This window comes from Pseudomonas reidholzensis, from assembly GCF_900536025.1.
Taxonomy (GTDB): domain Bacteria; phylum Pseudomonadota; class Gammaproteobacteria; order Pseudomonadales; family Pseudomonadaceae; genus Aquipseudomonas; species Aquipseudomonas reidholzensis.
In genome coordinates this window covers 130,269-148,508 of record NZ_UNOZ01000004.1, presented here as the reverse complement: position 1 = coordinate 148,508, position 18,240 = coordinate 130,269, and the positions used below count along the sequence as shown (strand labels likewise).

The following is an 18,240-nucleotide window of genomic DNA, read 5'->3' as shown; positions in this document are numbered from 1 at the left end:
GCTCAGCCTCCGGTCACCGGTGGGAAGAACGCCACTTCGTCGCCCTCCGCCAACGGCTCTGCCAGGCGGCACAGGTCCTGATTGCGCGCGCACATCAGGTTCTGCTCGGCCAGTACCTGGTACGCACCGCCCTTGGCCAGCAGCGCCTTGCGCACATCGTCGAGCACCGCGAACTCACCCTGCAGGCGCTCGCCATCACGGGCCAGCACTTCTCGGTAGCGGGCGAAATACACCACGTCGACGTTCATTGCGCCTCCACCCGGTAATGGCCGCTCTTGCCGCCGGTCTTCTCCAGCAGGCGCACCTGCTCGATGACCATGCCCTTGTCGACGGCCTTGCACATGTCATAGATCGTCAGCGCAGCGACGCTGGCCGCGGTCAGCGCTTCCATCTCGACCCCGGTCTGCCCGGCCAGCTTGCAGCGGGCAACGATGCGCACGGCGTCACTGCCCTCAGCGCTCAGTTCGACCTTGACGCTGGTCAGCATCAGCGGATGGCACAGCGGGATCAGGTCGCTGGTCTTTTTTGCCGCCTGGATGCCGGCGATCCGCGCCACGGCGAACACATCGCCCTTGGGATGCTCGCCCTCGACGATCATCTGCAGGGTCTGCGGCAACATGCGCACCCGCGCCTCGGCCACCGCCTCGCGTTCGGTCACGGCTTTTTCAGTGACGTCGACCATGTTGGCGCGCCCCTGGGAATCGAGATGAGTCAGCACTGCTCTGCTCCTGTGAAGGGAACCCAGAGTGTAAACCCGCAGGTCAGCTTTTCGCAGCAAAAAAACCGCCAGGCCCCGCGCACCGTAGTGGACAGGCACATAATAAAAATAGGTAATTTTATAAAATATTAAAATTACAATTTCTGATAATTACGTTATTCCAAAAAAGCCTTTCACGGACGTTTCTTATAGGCATATCTTCGCTCAAAGACCGACCCCATACCTGGTGGAGGATCAACCCAAGACCACCAGGGATCAGACCACCATGAGTAAACGTCAGCTGCATCTGGGCGCCATCCTGACCGGCGTCGGCACCGATCAACAGGAATGGCTGCACCCGGAAATCCCGGGTAACGCCAGCATCGACATCGACTGGTACAAACAGCAGGCGCGTGCCGCCGAGGCCGCCCGCTTCGACTTCGTGTTCATCGTCGACAGCCCCTACATCACCCCCGACTCGGCGCCGCACTTCCTCAACCGCCTGGAGCCGCTGACCCTGCTTTCGGCCCTGGCGGGCGCCACCGACAAGATCGGCCTGGTCGCCACCCTCACCACCTCCTACACCGAGCCGTTCAACGTGGCCCGCCAGTTCGCCTCGCTCGACCACATCAGCCAGGGCCGTGCCGGCTGGAACGTGGTCACCACCGGGCTCGAAGGCGCGGCGGGCAACTTTGGCCTGGAGCAGCACATCGACCACGGCGAACGCTACCGCAGGGCGCGCGAGCATGTGCAGGTGGTGCAAGGGCTGTGGGACAGCTACGAGGATGACGCCTTCCCGCGGGACAAAGCCCACAAGCAGTTTCTCGACCCCGCCAAGCAGCACCGCCTGGACCACAGAGGCGAGTTCTTCTCGGTGACCGGGCCGCTGAACATCTCGCGCTCGGCACAGGGCCAGCCGGTGATCTTCCAGGCGGGTATCTCCGAGTCGGGCCGGCGTCTGGCGGCGGACATCGCCGAAGGCATCTTCGCCGGCGTCGACAACTTCGAGGACGCCCGCGAGTACTACGCCGACATCAAGCGCAGGGCCGCCGAGGCCGGCCGGGACCCAGCCCTGGTGCTGCTGTTCCCCGGGATCACGCCGATCATCGCCGACACCGACGAACAGGCCCAGGCGCTGCAGCGCCAGCGTGACGGCGAACTCGACCTGAACAAGGCGCTGGTCCAGCTCGGCCGGCCGTTCAGTTATCACGACTTCAAGCAGTACGACCTCGATGCGCCGTTCCCTGAGCTGGGCGAGTTGGGCAGCAACGGCTATCGCGGCCACGCCGAGCGGATCAAGCGCGTCGCCTCGGAGCAGGGCCTGACCCTGCGCGAAACCGCCCTGCGTTTCGCCCGGCCGTTCTCCGGCTTCGCCGGCTCGGCCCTGACGGTGGCCAACGAGATCGAGCGCTGGTTCCTCGAAGGCGCCGTCGACGGCTTCAACATTCATGTCGGTGCGCCGAGTGAATTCGCCCGCTTCACCGATGAGGTCCTGCCGATTCTGCGCGAGCGCGGGTTGTTCCGCAGCGAGTACCAGGCCAGCACCTTGCGCGGCCACCTGGGCATCGACGTACCGCACAACCGCCACAGCGAAACGCACGCGCCACTGCGGGTCGCCTCGTAACCACCGGTCGCGCCTGCCCCTAACCCTTAACCCGAACAGGCTTTTGAACTGTACCCGCGCCACGGGCCAGTGCCAGGCTTAATGGATTACTTCTGACATGCCAGTTATCGCCTCCCCACGCCACGACAAGACGTTTCACCGATCACTGCTGACCAGCGCCCTGCTCCTGGCGGCCCTGCCGCCGCTGGCCCAGGCCGCCACCGACGACCCCACGCTGAGCACCGTGACGGTGATTTCCACCGGTGTGCGCGGGCAAGAGCGAACCGTGGCCAACAGCCCCGCGCCGATCGACGTGATCAACAGCGAGCAACTGCTCAAGACCGGCCGTGCCGAACTGTCCGAAGCAATCTCCAAGCTGCTGCCGTCGTTCAACTTCGGCACCAACATCGCGGGCTACAACTCGGTCACCCGGCCACTGAGCAACCGCAGCCTCGGCCCCGCCTATACCCTGGTGCTGGTCAACGGCAAACGCCGCCACAATGGCGCCACCGGCCAGCGCGGTTCGATCGACAACAGCGGCGCCAATGCCGTCGACATCGACCTGATCCCGGTCAGTGCGGTCGACCATATCGAAGTGCTCAAGGACAGCGCCGCCGCCCAGTACGGCTCGGATGCGGTGGCCGGGGTGATCAACATCATCCTCAAGTCCAATCGCGAGGGCGGGCACATCGAAAGCAGCTACGGCCAGTTGTTTTCCGGTGAGGGTGAGACCATCAAGCTGGCCGGCAACCAAGGCTTCACGCTGGGCGAGAACGGCTTCTTGCACCTCTCCGCCGACGCCCGCAAACGCGGCAACGCCTCGTGGAACGACAAGGCCGACGCCAGCGTCAGGGCCTTCGCCGACCCGGCCAAGGAAGCCGCCTGGAACCGCGAGGCGATCAAGAACGGCGACCCCGACCTGAAGGCCTTCAACGTCGCCTACAACGCCGAACTGCCGCTCGAAGACCTGACCCTGTATTCGTTCTCCACGTATGGCGAGCGCGACGCCGAGGCCGCCAACTACTTCCGCCTGCCGACCGGCACGGCCGCCGTACCCGAGGTGTTTCCGGACGGCTACTACCCGCTGAACAACATCAAGGACCGCGACTACCAGTTGCTGTTCGGTGGCAAGGGTGAAGTGGCCGACTGGAACTGGGACCTCAGCACCACCTACGGGCGCAACAACGTCCACCACTCCAGCGACCTCAACATCAACCCGTCGCTGGGCACCGCGTCGCCGACCAAATTCGACAACCTGGCGACCTTTCGCTTCGAGCAGTGGGTCAACAACTTCGACGTCACCCGCCGCTACGACAGCCTGTTCAACCTGACCTCGCCGGTGCAGGTGTCGGCGGGCCTGGAGCATCGCTGGGAGCGGTTCAGCACCTTTGCCGGCGACCCTGAGGCCTATGTCACCGGCACCTACCCGGCAGCCTCCGGCGCCCAGGCGGCGGTCACCATCCGCCCGGAGGACGAAGTCAGCCTGATCCGCAACAACTATGCCGGCTACCTCGACCTCGGCTTCGACCTGACCGAGCGCTGGTTCCTCGATGTCGCCGGCCGGGTCGAGCACTACGACGACGATTCGGGCAACACCTTTGGCCTGAAAGTGAACTCGCGCTACGAACTGACCGATACCGTGGCGGTACGCGGTACCGTGGGTACCGGGTTCCGCGCGCCGTCGCTGACCCAGATCGGCTACACCGTCGCCGACAACCGGGTGGCCGTGGATGTGAACGGCAACGTCGTGCCCGCGGTGACCCGCCTGACCCCCTCGGGCAGCAGCCTGGCACAGGCCCTGGGTGGCGACGACCTGAAGCCGGAAAAGTCGCGTAACCTCGGCCTCGGCGTGACCTGGCAACCGGCGCCGCGCACCAGCATCACGGCCGACGCCTACCTGATCGACATCGATGACCGCATCGCCTTGACCACCAACATCTATGACCAGGGCAACGGTGTCATCAACAGCATCCTCACCGCGCAAGGCGTGCCGGCCGGGACCTGGGTCAACTACTACACCAACGCCTTCGACACCCGCACCCGCGGCCTGGACATCGTCGCCGACCACAGCACGCCGCTGGACGCCTGGGGCGACGTGCGCTGGAGCCTGGCGTTCAACTGGAACAAGACCACCATCGAAGGCACCCGCGACACGCCGGCGGCGCTGGCCAGTTCAGGGGTCAACGTGGTGGGCCGTGATCGCGAGGGTGACCTCACCGAAGCTTCGCCGAAGACCAAGTGGATCATCGGTGCCAACTGGAAGATCGCCGACCTGGCGGTCAACCTGCAGACCACCCGTTACGGCTCGGTCAAGACTTTGGCGGTGAACCCCACCGGCGACCGCAGCTTCGGCGCGAAATGGATCACCGACCTGGACGTCAGCTACACCTTCGCCGAACACCTGACCGTGAGCCTGGGGGGCACCAACATCTTCAACGAACGGCCAGATGACCATGCGGTGTACAGCAACCTGGGCCTGGCGCCCTACGGCAACCCGCCGTTCTACCCCGGTGGTGGCTACTGGTACAGCAAGATTGCCTATGACTTTTAACTGAAGGGAAGGCAGTGACTGGGGCGGCCACTTCGCGGGGCAAGCCCGCTCCCACAGGTTCTCTGCAAGGCCCGAATTCTCTGGGCACCGCAGAACCCTGTAGGAGCGGGCTTGCCCGCGAAGAGGCCGGCACTGTCACTGCAAGACCGCGAGCCTGCCTAAGGCAGGCTCGCGGCAAAGGCCTTACAGATGCGACTCGGCGTACTCGGCCAGGACCGAGCGCGGCACCCCTTGCAGGGTGATGTGCACGCCATGCGGGAAGTCCTTGAAGCGCTCGGTCAGGTAGGTCAGGCCCGAGCTGGTGGCGGACAGGTAAGGGGTGTCGATCTGCGCCAGGTTGCCCAGGCAGACCACCTTGGAACCAGAGCCTGCACGGGTGATGATGGTCTTCATCTGGTGCGGGGTGAGGTTCTGGCATTCATCGATGAGGATCAGGCTCTGCTGGAAGCTGCGGCCACGGATGTAGTTCAGCGACTTGAACTGCAGCGGGACCCGCTCGAGGATGTATTCGACGCTGCCATGGGTGCTCTCGTCGTCCATGTGCAAGGCTTCGAGGTTGTCGGTGATGGCGCCGAGCCAAGGCTCCATCTTCTCCGCTTCGGTGCCCGGCAAAAAGCCGATCTCCTGGTCCAGCCCCTGCACGCTGCGGGTGGCGATGATGCGCCGGTAGCGCTTGCTGACCATGGTCTGTTCGATGGCCGCGGCCAGGGCCAGGATGGTCTTGCCGGAGCCGGCCGCGCCGGTCAGGTTGACCAGGTGGATGTCCGGGTCGAGCAGGGCGAACAGCGCCAGGCTCTGATGGATGTCACGCGGTTTGAGGCCCCAGGCTTCCTGGTGCAGTAGAGGCTCCTGGTGCAGGTCGAGCAGCAGCAGCTCGCTGTCGCGAATGCCCTTGATCCAGCCGACGAAGCCCTGCTCGTCGATGATGAATTCGTTGACGTGCACGGCCGGCAGGTTGTCGGTCAGTTGCACCCGATGCCAGGTACGGCCCCGCTCCTGACGGGTCTCGACCTTGCTCACGCGGTCCCAGAACGAGCCGGTCACCGAGTGGTAGCCCTTGGACAGCAGTGATACGTCGTCGACCAGCTGGTCGGTGCTGTAGTCCTCGGCGGCGATCCCGCAGGCGCGCGCCTTGAGGCGCATGTTGATGTCTTTGGTCACCAGCACCACGTCCAGGTCGGCACGCTTGGCGCGCAGCTCCAGCAGCTGGTTGATGATGATGTTGTCGGCCAGGTTCTCCGGCAGCAGGCGATTAGGCTCGCTGCGCGGGCTCATCAGGATCGACAGGAAGCCCTTGGGGCCACTCTTGCCGCGCTGGATCGGTACCCCCAGCTCGACATCCGCGGGCGAGGCGTCTGCCAGGGTCTGGTCGATCAGGCGGATGGCCTGGCGACATTCGGCGGCGATGGTCTGTTTACCGGTCTTGAGCTTGTCGAGTTCCTCCAGCACCGTCATCGGAATGGCGACGTGATGCTCCTCGAAGTTGAGCAAAGCGTTGGGATCGTGAATCAGGACATTGGTATCGAGCACATAGAGGATTGGCTTGGTGGAGGAAGGGTTGCGTCCATGGTCATCCATACTCGGGCACCTTGTGTCAGAACCGCGCGGCGCGTAACCGCTGCACCGCAGAGTGACGCCGTTCTCCCCGTATCCGCGTCGTTACGGGCGGGAAGCGCACCTGGCAAGGAGGGTCTGGATGACGCCACCTGTGCTGCAGGAATCGGCTGTCTGGTTCTTTCATACAGTAAAAAGCATGACCAAAAAAAGCTTTTTTACGTACAGATGAAGTTTATTTTTCCGAAGGGCCCAGCGACCTTGGCGAGGGGGGATCTGCGAACTAAAGTCATAGATCAGGCCCTGCATTCGTGAACCCGGCGCGCCTAGCGTGATTGCCCGGGGCCATCAGGCTGCGCGTAGGCGTGGCAGTCTTCCCAGCCGATGCCGCTCTGCGCGGTGTTCTGCAACAGCCATTCCAACGCCGGTTGGGCCTTGGGCAGGGTATCGTGGAACTGGATCACGCCCTTGCGCCACAACAGTATCAGCGTCACCACCCGCTGCGCCGACGCCTCGGCACTCAGCGTGCCATCGTCCAGCGCATCGATATCCCACAGCGACACCTGCAGCCCCTGGCTGGCCATGAACGCCTCGCCATCAGCACGGCGCTGGCCGTAGGGCGGGCGGAACAGCCCGACATACTGCTCGGGCAAGTCCGCCTGGACCCGCGCCTGGCTGCGCCGCAACGACTCCTGCCAGCCCTGCCACTGCGCGTGGGAGCGGTACTCCCAGCCCTGGATCCCCACGCAGTGCCCGGCATACACCTCGCGCACACTGCTGGCGGCGCCGTCGCGACGCTGCTGCAGGCGGCTGCCGAGCACAAAGAAGGTGCCGTCGAGCTTTTGCCGGCGCAGGTAATCCGTGAGGCTGTCGGTGCTGCCGCCCTCGGCGCCCGGGCCGCCAACAAAGGTCAGCAGGAACATCCGGTCGTTGAGTTCGTCGCCATTGCGTTCACGGCTGGACAGCCGTTCGATCTCGCTGCTGGTCTGCGGGAACAGCGCCGCCTTGCGCAGCTGTTCATCCAGGTAGCGGTTGTGGAAGCTGCGGCTCGGTTCGATCCAGCCGGCATAGAACTCGCCCACATCCGCGGTGAAGGTGGCGGCCTGGGTGCGCAGCTCGGCCATGCTCGCGACCGGGTAGCAGAACGACGCGTCCTGCTCGCAGCTGCGCAGCGCCTGCTGGTAGTTCTGCCAGAGCCGCTGCCACAGCCGTGCGCGCACCGCACGCACCACCGTGAGGTTGACTTGCCTGAGTTTCAGGCGTGCCGCCAGCGCGGGCTCATCGAGCATTTCGCTCTCTTGCAGGGCCTGGGCAAAGGTGAGGATTTCAGCCCGCGACGCGACATCGAACAGCGCCGGGCTGTCCAGTTGCTCAGGCCACAGGCTGCGGTCGAGGCTGGCCTGCTGGGGTGGGGCGGCCACGGCGGCCAGGCTCAGCAGGGAGGCCAGCAGGGCGAAGGCAATGCGCACGATCGAACTCTCCGCAACATCGTGAGGCGCACTATAACGCGAGCCTGGCCGATGTTCTTTGACTATCGTCGGCATAGTTTGGACTTGCCCGGCCCAGCCCGTAGAATCCGCTCCTACGATTCAAGGAGCCGACCCGATGCTGACGGTGATTTCCCCCGCCAAGACCCTCGACTACGACACCCCTGCGGTGACGCAGCGCTTCACCTTGCCGCAGTACCTGGACGATTCCCAGGTGCTGATCACCCAACTGCGCGAGCTGTCACCGGCGCAGATCAGCGAGCTGATGCACCTGTCCGACAAGCTCGCCGGGCTCAACGCCGCACGGTTTGGCAGCTGGACCCCGGACTTCACCCCGGCCAACGCCAAGCAGGCCCTGCTGGCGTTCAAGGGCGACGTGTACACCGGGCTCGACGCCGAAAGCCTGGGCGAAGACGACTTCAGCTACGCCCAGGATCACCTGCGCATGCTCTCCGGCCTTTACGGCCTGCTGCGCCCGCTCGACCTGATGCAGCCGTATCGCCTGGAAATGGGTACCAAGCTGGCCAACGCGCGGGGCAAGGACCTGTATGCGTTCTGGGGCACGCGCATCAGCGAATGGCTGAACCAGGCGCTGGCCGATCAGGGCGACGACCTGTTGCTCAACCTGGCCAGCAACGAGTACTTCAGTGCGGTCAAGCGCACGGCCCTGAACGCGCGGATCATCAACGTCGACTTCAAGGACTGGAAGAACGGCCAGTACAAGATCATCAGTTTCTACGCCAAGAAGGCCCGCGGGATGATGAGCCGCTTCGTCATCGAGGAGCGGGTCAACGACCCAGAGCGCCTCAAGCAGTTCGACGTGCAGGGGTACTACTACAGTGCCGAGCAGTCCAAGCCGGACCATCTGGTGTTCTTGCGCGATCATTCTGAAGGTTGAGACCGCCGGGGCCGCTTCGCGGCCCCAGTTTCAACTGACCGCCCCATCTCCCCTCCCGCCGCACCAATTCATTTTGCCACTACGCCAAACTTCAGGCGCCAACAAACCGGCAAACCTCCCTTCCAAGCAAAACGCCATAAGACCGTTCGTACTTTTTTGACGAATTTTGAAATTATTTTTCTCATGCTGGCATTAAAACATCCCACCTCGTTTTCGCCCTTTATATACAGGGATGGCACTCCCCGGTGCCATCAATATGAAAGTATTCGCGCCTGAATAAATATTTAGAAATCATTCATTCTGCACGAACCCGTTCAGGAACTTCTCCCAGCGCCGACCGCTCATAGCACCCGTAACGATTCACGAGCGTTGAACGTGAGAGATGACTTACAGATGACAACGGCAGGTCACCAAACCCTGCTCAAGGAAACGTTAGACAGGTGCAACGGCAACCGCCAGAACGCCCTGTCCCATGGAGGATAGACGCGCCCCTTTTGATCGTCCTAGTGGTTGATTTCAAAGGATTTATTCACTTGAAAAAACAAGCACAGCAGTTCGCCAAGTAGCGGATTGCAATAAAGACGGCTGCATTACAGGGCACGCCATTTAATTATCGGCCTTTGACTGCCATTTGTGAGTGCACAACTTTTGCGCTCCGGATTTATTCATGCCTGCGTTCGGTGAAGTGTCAATTCGCCACGGCACCGTGCGCCCGAATACTGCTGGTTAATCTACCCGGCCGGCTCTTTCTTAGAAGGGCTGGCGTGATAAACACACGAGGTGAATGCGATGCGTATCAGCATCTTTGGTTTGGGTTATGTGGGTGCAGTCTGTGCAGGTTGCCTGTCGGCACGGGGCCATGAAGTGATTGGTGTGGACGTGTCCGACACCAAGATCGACCTGATCAACAAGGGCAAGTCGCCCATCGTCGAGCCGGGTCTGGAGCAACTGCTGCAACAGGGCATCGCCAATGGCCGCCTGCGTGGCACCACCGACTTCGCCGAGGCCATCCGCGCCAGCGACGTGTCGATGATCTGCGTCGGCACCCCAAGCAAGAAGAACGGCGACCTGGGCCTGGAGTACATCGAGTCGGTGTGCCGCGAGATCGGCTACGTCCTGCGTGACAAAGCCAGCCGCCACACCATCGTGGTGCGCAGCACCGTGCTGCCAGGCACCGTCAAGAACGTGGTGATCCCGATCCTCGAAGACTGCTCGGGCAAGAAGGCCGGGGTCGACTTCGGCGTTGCGGTCAACCCTGAGTTCCTGCGTGAAAGCACCGCGATCAAAGACTACGACCAGCCGCCAATGACCGTCATCGGCGAACTCGACAAGGCCAGCGGCGACGTGCTCCAGGCCCTGTACGAAGAGCTCGACGCACCGGTGATCCGCAAGGACATCGCCGTCGCCGAGATGATCAAGTACACCTGCAACGTCTGGCACGCGACCAAGGTCACCTTTGCCAACGAGATCGGCAACATCGCCAAGGCGGTCGGCGTCGATGGTCGCGAAGTGATGGACGTGGTCTGCCAGGACAAGGTGCTCAACCTGTCGCAGTACTACATGCGCCCAGGCTTCGCCTTCGGCGGCTCGTGCCTGCCCAAGGACGTGCGCGCCCTCACCTACCGGGCCTCGAGCCTGGACGTCAAGGCACCGCTGCTCGACTCGCTGATGCGCAGTAACGAATCGCAGGTGCAAAACGCCTTCGACATCATCGAAAGCCACGACAAACGCAAGATCGCCCTGCTCGGCCTGAGCTTCAAGGCCGGCACCGACGACCTGCGCGAAAGCCCGCTGGTAGAACTCGCCGAGCGCCTGATCGGCAAAGGCTACGAGCTCAACATCTACGACCAGAACGTCGAGTACGCCCGTGTCCACGGCGCCAACAAAGACTACATCGAGTCGAAGATCCCTCACGTGTCGTCGCTGCTCAACGCCAACTTCGAGCAGGTGGTGAACGACGCCGAGATCATCATCCTGGGCAACCGCGACGAGCAGTTCCGCGCCCTCGCCGACCGTGCACCGGAAGGCAAGCAAGTGATCGACCTGGTCGGCTTCATGAGCAACGCGACCTGCACCACCAGCCGCACCGAAGGCATCTGCTGGTAAGCCAGCCTGACGCGGGGCCGCCAGGCCCCGCTCTCTACTAGATTTCGCGACGGATGCCGAACATGCAAAGGTTCCAGACAGTGCTGCTGCAGTGCGCCGGGTGGCTGCTCTACATGAGCTTGCTCATGTTGATCGCCCTGGCCCTGCCCAGCGACATCTTCGACTCGCAGTCGAAGCATTTCATCTTCCTGGTCGGCGCTGTCGGCATCTGGCGCTACTCGATGGGCGCCACCCATTTCATCCGCGGCATGATCTTTCTCTACGGCGTCTATCCGTACCTGCGCAACAAAGTGCGCAAGCTGGGCAAGGCGGCCGACCCGTCGCACGTGTACCTGATGGTCACCAGCTTTCGCATCGAGGCCCTGACCACTGCCCAGGTCTACAGCTCGGTGATCCGCGAAGCGATCGACTGCGGCTACCCGACCACCGTGGTCTGCTCGCTGGTGGAAAAGTCCGACGAGCTGCTGGTGAAAAGCCTGTGGGCCAAATACAACCCACCGGCGCACGTCACCCTCGATTTCGTGCGTATTGCCGGTACCGGCAAGCGTGACGGCCTGGCGTTCGGCTTCCGTGCCATCTCGCGGATGATGCCCGACCAGCATGCGGTGGTGGCGGTGATCGACGGCGACACCGTGCTCGGCGAAGGCGTGGTACGCAAGACCGTGCCGTGGTTCAAGCTGTTCCCCAATGTCGGTGGCCTGACCACCAACGAATTCTGCGAAGTGCGCGGCGGCTACATCATGAGCGAGTGGCACAAGCTGCGCTTCGCCCAGCGCCACATCAACATGTGCTCGATGGCCCTGTCCAAGCGCGTGCTGACCATGACCGGGCGCATGTCGATGTTCCGCGCCAGCGTGGTGACCAACCCCGAGTTCATCGCCGACGTCGAAAGCGACTCGCTGATGCACTGGCGCCTGGGCCGCTTCAAGTTTCTCACCGGCGACGACAAGTCCAGCTGGTTCAGCCTCATGCGCCTGGGCTACGACACCTTCTACGTGCCGGACGCGGCGATCAACACGGTCGAGCACCCGCCGGAAAAAAGCTTCCTCAAGGCCAGCCGCAAACTGATGTACCGCTGGTACGGCAACAACCTGCGGCAGAACTCCCGCGCACTGGGCCTGGGCCTCAAGCGCCTGGGGCTGTTCACCAGCGTGGTGCTGTTCGACCAGCGCGTGTCGATGTGGACCAGCCTGCTCGGCCTGACCGTGGCGGTGATCGCCAGCCTCAAGTTCGGCATGGCCTACCTGCTGGTGTACCTGCTGTGGATCGGCATCACCCGACTGATCCTGACCATCATGCTGCTGTGCTCGGGCCACAAGGTCGGGCCGGCCTACCCGCTGATCCTCTATTACAACCAGATCATCGGCGCGGTGATGAAGATCTACGTGTTCTTCCGCCTCGACAAGCAGTCCTGGACCCGCCAGCCAACTGCCCTCAAGCGTGACCTTGCCAGCTTTCAACAATGGTTCAACACCTGGTCCTCGCGGACCATGACCTTCTCGGCCGCGAGCATCTTCGTCGCCGTGCTGTTCATGGTCATGTGACCCACCCCGGATCGGATACAACAGGAACGAAATCGCCATGAATACCGCCGTCAACGTCAATGTCGTGCATGAGTCCGAAGCCCAGCGCCAGCACGCCCGGGTCCGCATCCCCGCCAAGCTGCGCTACCTGGACGGCAACCGTGAGCCGCAAGAGGTCAAGGTCGACGACCTGTCCGCCGGGGGCCTGTCGTTCCATGCCAAGCAGGCGCTGCCGATCGGCGAAGCGCGCCGTGGCCGCCTGCAGTTCGTGGTCGACAACCTCGGCCTGTCGATGGACATCGAGTTCCTGGTACGTGCCAGCGACAGCAGCACTGGCCGTACCGGCGCCGAGTTCCAGAACCTCGAGCAGCGCGACATCGCCACCCTGCGCCACATCATCACCTCGCACCTGTCGGGCGAGCTGATCACCGCGGGCGACGTGCTCAGCACCCTGCAGCGTGACAACTTCACCAAGGCGCGCAAGCAGAAGGACGGCGGCTCCGGCCTCAGCGCCTTTGGCCGCCTGCGCGCCGTGACCGTGACCCTCGGCGTATTCGTGGTCGGCATCGCCGCCTTTGGCTTCGTCGCCAAGTCGCTGTATGGCATGTACTTCATCAGCCATGCCGAAGCCGGCGTGGTCGCGGTGCCTACCACCACCGTCACCATGCCGCGCGACGGCACCGTCAAGAGCCTGGTCGAAAGCGGTGGGCAGATCGTCAAGGGCGCGCCACTGGCGAGCTTCAGCACCAGCATGCTGGACATGCTCAAGGGCCACCTGGACGACTCGCAACTGGAGCCGGCCAAGGTCGAAGAACTGTTCGGCAAGCAACTCGCCGGCACCCTCACCAGCCCGTGCGACTGCGTGGTCGCCCGCCAGCTGGTCGACGACGGCCAGTACGCCAGCAAAGGCCAGGCGATCTTCCAGCTGATCCCGCGGACCACCAACCCGATGGTCGAGGCACGCTTCAGCTACCGCCAGTTCGACGAGGTCAAGCCAGGTACCCGGGTCAACTTCCAGGTGGCCGGCGAAGACGAAGTGCGCACTGGCCAGATCGTCAGCAGCGCCAGCCTCAACAGCGAAGACCTGGCCGCCGACATCCGTGTGCAGATCAAGCCTGACGGCGCATTGCCGGCCGAACTGGCCGGGCGCCCGGCAGCGGTCAACAGCGACCGTGGTCCGTCGCTGGACTGGCTGATCAGCAAAGCCGCGGCCCGTGGGCTTTAAGAGGATCTGAGCATGATCTCGAACACGCACACCGACCCTGTAGGAGCGGGCTTGCCCGCGATGGCGGCAGCCGCACCTGCCTCATCGTCCCTGCCAACGCATCGCGGGCAAGCCCGCTCCTACAGGGCTCAGGCCAGCCTTGGCATCTGCGCCCTTGCCGCCGCGATCACCCTCGCCGGCTGCGCTGGCCTGCCTGACCAGCGCCTGGCCAACGAGGCCATGAAGCGCGGCGACACGGCCACCGCCGAGCGCAACTACAAGGCCCTCGCCGACCTTGGCTACAGCGACGCGCAAGTGGGCCTGGCCGACATCAAGGTCGCCTCGCGCGACCCGGCCCAGCTCAAGCAAGCCGAAGCCACCTACCGCGCCGCCGCGGCCACCTCGCCGCGTGCCCAGGCACGCCTCGGCCGCCTGCTGGTGGCCAAGCCGGACAGCACCCAGGCCGAGCGTGAAGAAGCCGAAACCCTGCTCAAGCTCGCCGCCCAGCAGGGTGAAGGCAACACCCTGATCCCGCTGGCCATGCTCTACCTGCAGTACCCGCAGAGCTTCCCCAACGTCAACGCGCAGCAGCAGATCGAGCAGTGGCGCGCCGCCGGCAACCCGGAAGCGGGCCTGGCGCAGATCCTCCTGTACCGCACCCAGGGCACCTACGACCAGCACCTGGATGACGTCGAATCGATCTGCAAGGCCGCGATCAACAGCACCGACATCTGCTACGTCGAGCTGGCCACCGTCTACCAGAAACGCAACCAGGCCGAGCAACGCAACGCCCTGCTCGACCAGCTCAAGGCGGGTTATGCGCGCGGCAGCGTGCCGGCGACCCGGGTCGACAGCGTCGCCCGCGTACTGGCCGACCGCAACCTCGGCCAGACCGACGAGAAGACCGCCAAGGACCTGCTCGAGCACGTCGCGCCGGCCAACCCGGCGTCCTGGGTCAGCCTGGCGCAACTGCTCTATGACTTCCCCGAGCTGGGCGACACCGACCAGTTGCTCGGCTACATCGACAAAGGCCGCGCCGCCGAACAGCCACGCGCCGAACTGCTGCTGGGCCGCCTGTACTACGAAGGCAAGACCCTGCCAGCCGATGCCCACAAGGCCGAAACCCACCTGCAGGCCGCCGCCGACGCCGGTGAGATCAGCGCCCATTACTACCTGGGCCAGCTGTACCGCCGTGGCTACCTCGGCAACGTCGAGCCGCAAAAAGCGGTCGACCACCTGCTCAGCGCTGCACGCGGTGGCCAGCTGAGTGCCGACTACGCCCTCGCCCAGCTCTACAGCGAAGGCCACGGCATCCGCCAGAACCCCGGCAACGCCTGGGTCTTCGCCCAACTGGCGCAGGCCAACCCCACCGAGCAGTCGAGCGAAATGCTCCAGCAACTCGATCAGCAACTGACGCCTGACCAGCGCAGCCAGGCCGAACGCCTGCTGGCGCAGGAGAAGCAGGCGCGCGGCAGCATGGCCCAGGGCGCCAACAGCGTCATGGCCATCGAAGCCCTGCAAGACGATGAAGACGCCGAGGATTCTTCCCTATGACGCTCAACCCATTCGTGAAGGCCGGCATCGGCCTGAGCTTTGCCCTGCTGTGGTCGTGCCCGACCCTGGCCGACATGACCGCCGAGAAAAACTTCGGCCTGGAAGTGAAGGTCACCGGCCAGTCCGAAGACGACCGCGACCTCGGCACCCGCTCCGGCGGTGACGTCAATGGCCTGGGCCTCGACCTGCGTCCATGGGTCTACGGCGAGCGCGGTAACTGGAACGCCTACGCCATGGGCCAGGCCGTGACCGCCACCGACATCATCGAGACCGACACCCTGCGCGCCTCGGACGACGGCAGCTCGATCGACACCGGCGACGACAGCCGCCAGCCGGACAAGAGCTACCTGGCGCTGCGCGAGTTCTGGGTCGGCTACAACGGCTTCACGCCCTACCCCGGCGAGTACCTGCGCTTCGGTCGGCAACGCCTGCGCAACGACGACGGCATGTGGCGCGACACCAACATCGAGGCGCTCAACTGGAGCTTCGACACCACCCTGCTCAAGGCAGATGTCGGCGTCGCCCAGCGCTTCAGCGAATACCGCACCGACCTCACCGAGCTGGCCCCGGAAGACGAAGACCGTACCCACCTGTACGGCAACGTCGCCGCGCAATGGACCCCCGGTCACTGGGTCGGCCTGCGCGCCCACCATACCCATGACAGCGGCAGCCTGAAGACCCCCGGCGAGACCATCGACGCGCTCGACAAGACCCGCACCGGCGACCTCACCTGGCTGGGCCTTGAGGCCAACAGCGACGCCTACAACTGGCGCAACGACCACACCGTCAACTACTGGGGCAGCCTGACCTGGCTGACCGGCGACCGCGACAAGCTGAGCAGCGAGACGGTCAACGGCGAGCAAGTGGTCAACGCCAAGCAGAGCGGCGACGTCAATGCCTGGGCCACCGACCTCGGTATCCGCCTGCGCCTCGACCCGCAATGGCAGGTCGGCGCCGCCTATGCCCGCGGCAGCGGCGGCGGTGGCAGCGACGGTTCGAACAACTTCGAGCAGACCGGCCTCGAGAGCAACCGCTCCAACTTCACCGGCACCCGCTCGCGCGTGCACCGCTTCGGCGAAGCCTTCCGCGGTGAGCTGGGCAACCTCCAGGCGGCCACCCTGTTCGCCTCCTGGCAGCTGCGCGACGACTACGACGCCAGCCTGATCTACCACAAGTTCTGGCGCGTCGACGGCCAGCAGAACATCGGCTCCAGCGGCATCAACGCGGTGGTCGAGGACAACGGCGTCAACCGTCCGCTGATCAGCGGCGAGAAGGACCTGGGCCAGGAGATGGACGTGGTCGTCACCAAGTACTTCAAGCAAGGCCTGCTGCCCGCGTCGCTGAGCCAGTCGATCGACGAACCGTCGGCCCTGGTGCGCCTGCGTGCCGGTGTGTTCAAGCCGGGCGACGCCTATGGCAAGGAAGCGGACTCGTACATGCACCGCGCCTTTGTCGACGTGATCTGGCGCTTCTGAGCCGGGAGAGGAAACCATGAACCTGCACCCGCACCTTCGCCACAGCTTACTCGCCAGCGCCCTGCTGCTGGCCGCCGGCCTTGCCGTCGCGGCCGAGCCCGCGGTCAAGGCCAAGGAGCTGCAGCAGGCCAAGACCTACACCATCTCCAGCGCGCCGATCGAGCCCCTGCAGATGCCCGCGCCTACGCTGCCCGACCTCTCCGGCTACACCGCGCAAGCGGTGCAGCAGAAGATCGACCGCAGCCACAAGGGCAAGGTCAGCGTGCGCCGCATGCTCCAGGAAGAGTCGCTGAAGGAGTTCATTGGCGGCGACAACAAGGCCGCCGAATGGGTCCAGCGCCAGCACGGCATCCCCCAGGCGATCTTCGTCGATGACGGCCATGTCGACATGGCCCAGCTGAGCAAGCAGGTGCCTGACCAGTACCTGCGCGAAGTCTCGCCGGGGGTGTTCCTCGCTCGCCTGCCGATCGTGGTCGGCCAGAAGGGCATCCTCGAGATCGACGGCAAGGTCAAGGAACTGCGCCTGTCCCAGGAAGGCGGCGCGTTTCTGGTCAACGACGGCAAGCTGTTCGTCAGCGACACCCGGGTCACCGGCTGGCGCGAGAAGGACAACGGCCCGTCGACCTTCCGCTCGCCCAAGGAATTCCGCCCGTTCCTGCTGTCGTGGGGCGGCACCGAGACCTACATCGTCAACAGCAAGATGGCCAGCTTCGGCTACGCCAAGTCCAAGTCGTACGGCGTGAGCATCTCGCAGTACACGCCGAACATGGCCAAGCGCATGGGCCGCGCCGAGCCGACCGGCTGGATCATCGGCTCCGAGTTCAGCGACATGTGGTACGGCTTCTACTGCTACGAGACCAGCGACTTCGTGGTCAAGGACAGCACCTACCGCGACAACATCGTCTACGGCATCGACCCGCACGACCGTTCGCACCGGCTGATCATCGCCGGCAACACCGTCCACGGGACCAAGAAGAAGCACGGCATCATCGTTTCGCGTGAGGTCAACGACAGCTGGATCATCAACAACAAGAGCTACGACAACAAGCTCTCCGGGGTGGTGATCGACCGTAACAGCGTCAACAACCTGATCGCCTACAACGAGATCTACCGCAACCACACCGACGGCATCACCCTGTACGAAAGCGGCGACAACCTGATCTGGGGCAACAAAGTGATCAACAACCGTCGCCACGGCATCCGCGTGCGCAACAGCGTGAACATTCGCCTGTACGAGAACATCGCCATGGCCAACGGCCTGGTCGGGGTCTACGGGCACATCAAGGACCTCTCCGACACCGACCGCGACATCGCCCTCGACCCGTTCGACACCAAGGTGTCGCTGATCGTCGTCGGCGGTGAGCTGACCGCCAACGGCTCCGGCCCGTTGTCGATCGACTCGCCGCTGTCGGTGGAGCTGTACAAGGTCGCCATGCTCGCCCCGCGCAAGTCCAACGGCATCAGCCTCAATGGCGTGCTCGGCGAGCGCCAGGACGAAATCCTCGACCTGCTGGTGCGCCAGCAGAAGGCCGTGCTGATCGACCCGGTCGAACGCCAGACCGAAATGATCGATTAAGGAAGCCCTGAC

At 64.1% G+C, this 18,240-nt stretch carries 13 protein-coding genes; 9 read left to right on the top strand and 4 right to left on the bottom strand.

Annotation, left to right across the window (positions count from 1 at the left end):
* Window positions 1–2: 2 nt before the first annotated feature.
* Complete coding sequence (locus CCOS865_RS05110) at window positions 3–248, bottom strand: MoaD/ThiS family protein (RefSeq protein WP_119138510.1); 246 nt, start codon at window positions 246–248, stop codon at window positions 3–5.
* Window positions 245–718, bottom strand: a complete 474-nt coding sequence (gene moaC, locus CCOS865_RS05105; RefSeq protein WP_119138508.1) for a cyclic pyranopterin monophosphate synthase MoaC — start codon at window positions 716–718, stop codon at window positions 245–247. Before moaC ends, CCOS865_RS05110 begins: the two co-directional genes overlap by 4 nt.
* Before the next feature lie 265 nt (window positions 719–983).
* Here moaC and CCOS865_RS05100 point away from each other — a divergent pair, with 265 nt between their 5' ends.
* On the top strand, window positions 984–2,321 hold the full coding sequence (locus tag CCOS865_RS05100) for an LLM class flavin-dependent oxidoreductase (RefSeq protein ID WP_119138506.1): 1,338 nt from the start codon (window positions 984–986) through the stop codon (window positions 2,319–2,321).
* 97 nt (window positions 2,322–2,418) lie between these two features.
* Window positions 2,419–4,851: a TonB-dependent receptor plug domain-containing protein gene (locus tag CCOS865_RS05095; RefSeq protein ID WP_119138504.1), complete on the top strand. Its 2,433-nt coding sequence runs from the start codon at window positions 2,419–2,421 to the stop codon at window positions 4,849–4,851.
* A 183-nt stretch (window positions 4,852–5,034) separates the two neighbouring features.
* On the opposite strand, the gene CCOS865_RS05090 is transcribed toward CCOS865_RS05095, so the two are convergent.
* The gene (locus CCOS865_RS05090; RefSeq protein WP_119138502.1) at window positions 5,035–6,429 is read right to left on the bottom strand and encodes a PhoH family protein; all 1,395 of its coding nucleotides are present in this window, start codon (window positions 6,427–6,429) and stop codon (window positions 5,035–5,037) included.
* 302 nt (window positions 6,430–6,731) lie between these two features.
* A complete protein-coding gene (locus CCOS865_RS05085; protein WP_119138499.1) occupies window positions 6,732–7,874 on the bottom strand; it encodes a polysaccharide deacetylase family protein in 1,143 nt (380 codons plus the stop codon).
* Window positions 7,875–8,010: 136 nt separating this feature from the next.
* Between CCOS865_RS05085 and yaaA the strand changes: the two genes are divergently transcribed.
* The 7 genes from yaaA (at window position 8,011) to algG (ending at window position 18,228) form a co-directional block, all read left to right on the top strand.
* Window positions 8,011–8,790, top strand: a complete 780-nt coding sequence (gene yaaA, locus CCOS865_RS05080) for a peroxide stress protein YaaA (protein ID WP_119138497.1) — start codon at window positions 8,011–8,013, stop codon at window positions 8,788–8,790.
* Between the two features lie 789 nt (window positions 8,791–9,579).
* Window positions 9,580–10,896 carry a nucleotide sugar dehydrogenase gene (locus tag CCOS865_RS05075; protein WP_119138495.1) on the top strand — a complete coding sequence of 439 codons (1,317 nt, stop codon included), beginning with the start codon at window positions 9,580–9,582 and terminating at the stop codon, window positions 10,894–10,896.
* A 62-nt stretch (window positions 10,897–10,958) separates the two neighbouring features.
* Window positions 10,959–12,440, top strand: a complete 1,482-nt coding sequence (locus CCOS865_RS05070) for a glycosyltransferase family 2 protein (protein WP_119138493.1) — start codon at window positions 10,959–10,961, stop codon at window positions 12,438–12,440.
* Window positions 12,441–12,477: 37 nt separating this feature from the next.
* Window positions 12,478–13,644 (top strand): alginate biosynthesis protein Alg44, encoded by a 1,167-nt coding sequence (locus CCOS865_RS05065; protein ID WP_119138491.1) that lies wholly within the window; start codon window positions 12,478–12,480, stop codon window positions 13,642–13,644.
* A 60-nt stretch (window positions 13,645–13,704) separates the two neighbouring features.
* Entirely contained in the window at window positions 13,705–15,177 is a 1,473-nt protein-coding gene (algK, locus tag CCOS865_RS05060; protein WP_119138489.1) for an alginate biosynthesis TPR repeat lipoprotein AlgK, read from the top strand.
* The gene (locus tag CCOS865_RS05055; protein WP_119138487.1) at window positions 15,174–16,652 is read left to right on the top strand and encodes an alginate export family protein; all 1,479 of its coding nucleotides are present in this window, start codon (window positions 15,174–15,176) and stop codon (window positions 16,650–16,652) included. Before algK ends, CCOS865_RS05055 begins: the two co-directional genes overlap by 4 nt.
* Window positions 16,653–16,668: 16 nt before the next feature.
* Complete coding sequence (algG, locus tag CCOS865_RS05050) at window positions 16,669–18,228, top strand: mannuronan 5-epimerase AlgG (protein WP_119138485.1); 1,560 nt, start codon at window positions 16,669–16,671, stop codon at window positions 18,226–18,228.
* Window positions 18,229–18,240 lie beyond the last annotated feature (12 nt).

Bases quoted from the DNA above. Each gene is read 5' to 3' on its own strand.
- CCOS865_RS05110 (WP_119138510.1), bottom strand. From the start codon at position 248: ATGAACGTCGACGTGGTGTATTTCGCCCGCTACCGAGAAGTGCTGGCC.
- CCOS865_RS05100 (WP_119138506.1), top strand. From the start codon at position 984: ATGAGTAAACGTCAGCTGCATCTGGGCGCCATCCTGACCGGCGTCGGC.
- CCOS865_RS05095 (WP_119138504.1), top strand. From the start codon at position 2,419: ATGCCAGTTATCGCCTCCCCACGCCACGACAAGACGTTTCACCGATCA.
- CCOS865_RS05090 (WP_119138502.1), bottom strand. From the start codon at position 6,429: ATGGATGACCATGGACGCAACCCTTCCTCCACCAAGCCAATCCTCTAT.
- yaaA (WP_119138497.1), top strand. From the start codon at position 8,011: ATGCTGACGGTGATTTCCCCCGCCAAGACCCTCGACTACGACACCCCT.
- CCOS865_RS05075 (WP_119138495.1), top strand. From the start codon at position 9,580: ATGCGTATCAGCATCTTTGGTTTGGGTTATGTGGGTGCAGTCTGTGCA.
- CCOS865_RS05070 (WP_119138493.1), top strand. From the start codon at position 10,959: ATGCAAAGGTTCCAGACAGTGCTGCTGCAGTGCGCCGGGTGGCTGCTC.
- CCOS865_RS05065 (WP_119138491.1), top strand. From the start codon at position 12,478: ATGAATACCGCCGTCAACGTCAATGTCGTGCATGAGTCCGAAGCCCAG.
- algK (WP_119138489.1), top strand. From the start codon at position 13,705: ATGGCGGCAGCCGCACCTGCCTCATCGTCCCTGCCAACGCATCGCGGG.
- CCOS865_RS05055 (WP_119138487.1), top strand. From the start codon at position 15,174: ATGACGCTCAACCCATTCGTGAAGGCCGGCATCGGCCTGAGCTTTGCC.
- algG (WP_119138485.1), top strand. From the start codon at position 16,669: ATGAACCTGCACCCGCACCTTCGCCACAGCTTACTCGCCAGCGCCCTG.